The 2,842-nt window shown below is 65.5% G+C and carries 3 protein-coding genes; 1 reads left to right on the top strand and 2 read right to left on the bottom strand.

Annotated features, from left to right (window positions below):
- Positions 1–931: 931 nt before the first annotated feature.
- On the top strand, positions 932–1,465 hold the full coding sequence (locus ACFU5M_RS34305) for an FHA domain-containing protein (protein WP_379055757.1): 534 nt from the start codon (positions 932–934) through the stop codon (positions 1,463–1,465).
- Between the two features lie 42 nt (positions 1,466–1,507).
- Here the strand turns inward: ACFU5M_RS34305 and ACFU5M_RS34300 are convergent, their stop codons facing one another.
- Positions 1,508–2,173 carry a serine protease gene (locus tag ACFU5M_RS34300; protein WP_379055755.1) on the bottom strand — a complete coding sequence of 222 codons (666 nt, stop codon included), beginning with the start codon at positions 2,171–2,173 and terminating at the stop codon, positions 1,508–1,510.
- Between the two features lie 207 nt (positions 2,174–2,380).
- Entirely contained in the window at positions 2,381–2,659 is a 279-nt protein-coding gene (locus tag ACFU5M_RS34295) for a hypothetical protein (RefSeq protein WP_379055753.1), read from the bottom strand.
- Positions 2,660–2,842: the final 183 nt, after the last annotated feature.

The following is a 2,842-nucleotide window of genomic DNA, read 5'->3' as shown; positions in this document are numbered from 1 at the left end:
CAGCACGCGGCCTGTTCCGGGCCGCGTGTCGCCGCCCCGGTCGCGGCCGTGGTCGAGTCGCAGAACTCGGACCAAGGAGCATCGAACCCGTCGGCTCATGGGTTCACGTAGTGATCCACCCGAGCCTCCCGGTACGCCAGCCGCCGGGCCCGCTGTGCACCTGCTGCCAACCGCGTCGCTCATACATGGTTATCGCCCCCGGGCTATCGGACGAGACCGTGAGCACAGCAGGCTGCCCCGGTCCGCGGCAGCGGTCAGCGGTTGCGAACCCACGCCCACTCGACGCGCAGTCGGAGGAACACACAACCCGCTCACCGAGACGACGAACTCCGCGCCGGCCGATCGGCGCACGATCTCCGGCAGTACACCGGGCGCGCCGAGTCCGACGTGTCCGACCACGATCGCGTGGCGCTCGGCGACGGCAGCCGCGAGGAGCTTGGGCGGTGACAGCCACCCCGCCGGGCCCGCAGGCCAGATCTCTGGATCGTTCGGGAACGTGCCGCGGCGCCGCGATGCGGGTGTCGACGTCCCCTTCGCCTCGCGGTCGGAGGATGACGCTCATCCGGCCATTCTGGGGAGCCCACCCGCCGATACTGCCACTGCGCCGACCGATTGGTCTGTTTTCGTGTCTTTGTCGTGCTCGAGGTTTGTTCCCCGCCCTGCTCACACAGGGAAGTAATCGAATCCGTATGTGATCAGCACCGAGAAAGCGCACCCTTGAAGGAGCGAATCGGTGCCCGCAGTTCACGGCGTACTTCGAGTGGAAAGACGAACGATGTCTACGTTCAGCGGACCACAGGCCCTGCGTCGCGGACTATACCCACTGACGGGGCAGTCCGCGTGGCCACGTTCTGCCGTTCCTTCCACTTCGCCCCCGCCCGTTGTGCAGGACAGAGTACGCGAGATTTCGCTGGACGGCGGTGCGTCCCGAATGACGATCGGGCGCTCCGGCGGTGCCGATATCACCGTGCCTTCCGACCCGACCGTATCTCGGTTGCACGCCATTATCGAGCGGGTGGGCGGATGCTGGGTCATCGTCGATGACGGCCTGTCCAAGAATGGGACATTCGTCAATGGTGAACGCGTCGGCGGGCGCCGGAAACTCGGCTCCGGCGACACGATTCGCGTCGGTCGTTCGGTATTCGTCTTCCGCGCCGCGGACTCCTCCGACGAGGAAATGACGCTCGCCCATTCCCCGCTGCCGACCCGCAATTCGCTCACCCCGGCCCAGTATCTCGTTCTCGAGGCGCTGTGCCGCCCATACGACGCACGCGACGGGTATTCGTACCCCGCCGCCAACCGTCAGATCGCGGATGATTTGTGCCTGAGTCTCTCGACGGTCAAGACACACATGCGGGCGCTGTTCCGGATATTCCAGGTCGAAGCCCTACCGCCGAATCAGAAACGGCTGTTCCTGGTCGAACGTGCTGTCGAATTGGGCATCGTCAGCGACCAGGAAAGGTAAGGGCTCCGGCTGGATTCACGATCGGTGGGTCCCCCGACGAAATCAGATCGGCTGGAAGCCCGCGCCCGCGCCACCGCGCGCGTTGACGTCGGCGACGACCGCGGTGATATCGGTGCCGAGTTGTGGTCCGAGGCACGGCACGGCCAAATAGCCGCTGACCATGCCGACGAGCGTGGTCCCGACGACCAGCGGAGCGCCCGAATCGCCCTCGACGACACACGTCTGGGTCCAGGTCATATTGCCGCCGGTGAACACGTCGCCATAGGCCGCACCGCAGGTCCGGCCGGTTGTCCGGCCTTCCTTGCAGACGGTGTCCGGGGGTCGGGCCGGTCCGCCGAGGGCGGTGATGGTGGTTCCGCCCACCTGGTTTACCGGCGCGACCTTCGCCGGATCGAACTCGATCACGGCATAGTCCATGGTGCTGTCGGAATAGGCGACAGTGCCGACGGTACCGGCGTCACGATTGCCCTCGGCGACGATGGTGGCATTCGCGTCACCGCAATGCCCCGCGGTGAAACCGACCAGCCGACCGCCGGAGTCGCGCCCGATGGTGGTGAGCGTGCAGATGTTCTGACCGCCGACGACGATGCCGGAGCCGCCACCCAGAACGGATGGATTCTCGGCTTGCGCGGTCCCGGGTGCCCCGAACAGCGCAGTGCCCGCGGCCAGAGCCGCTGCAGCGCCAACGAGTTTCCTGAACTTGGTCATCCGGTAATTCAACCGCACTTATCCGCGCATCACGATTGATTCGCAGATGTTTCCCGGCCGGGCCGGTTGCGTGAGGTGAGGAATGAAATCAATCGCTCGCCTTCCGCCGCGCAGCCGGATCCGGAGCGGCCGACACAGACGAGACGCCTCGGGCGTGCGACACAACCCGAGGCGCACTCGTCTTCGAGGCGCTGCCTACGAATGCGATCAAGCGGCGCAGACGAACACGGTAACCGCGTTGACCACCGGTGGAAGCAGCAACAAAGGAGCGCAGAAAATGCCCAGAGGCCAAATCAGACCCAGTGTCGCGGGCTCGACCTGAACCGGCACCGGATGATCCGCCACTTGCACAGGTCCCGGGGTTACGTCCGGGGCTGCGGAAGCAAGCCCTGAACCCAGGGCGATGATCGGTGCGAGCGCTACCGCCGCTGCCGTTGCGCGCATTTTGTTCGTGATCATGATGTCTCCATCGATTGATTGCTTCACCAGCCCTCGTTGGTTGAAGGCCGTCCTTGTGAACACACCAACAACTCTTCTCGGCGGGCGCGCGCGAGACCATCAGCCCCGGGGTCGGAATCATTCATACCGGGGGAACCGACGAGGCACCGTGTCGTTTATTCTGTGCGGCTTCCGAGTCGGCGGCGCCGCGCCGGACCGATGACGATGCAC

Source organism: Nocardia sp. NPDC057455, from assembly GCF_042802775.1.
GTDB lineage: Bacteria > Actinomycetota > Actinomycetes > Mycobacteriales > Mycobacteriaceae > Nocardia.
Note: the sequence above shows the minus strand (reverse complement) of the source record. Positions and strands in the feature narration are given on the sequence as shown.

What these genes read in the sequence shown, in the direction of transcription:
- ACFU5M_RS34300 (WP_379055755.1), bottom strand. Translation starts at nt 2,173, where the DNA reads ATGACCAAGTTCAGGAAACTCGTTGGCGCTGCAGCGGCTCTGGCCGCG.
- ACFU5M_RS34305 (WP_379055757.1), top strand. Translation starts at nt 932, where the DNA reads ATGACGATCGGGCGCTCCGGCGGTGCCGATATCACCGTGCCTTCCGAC.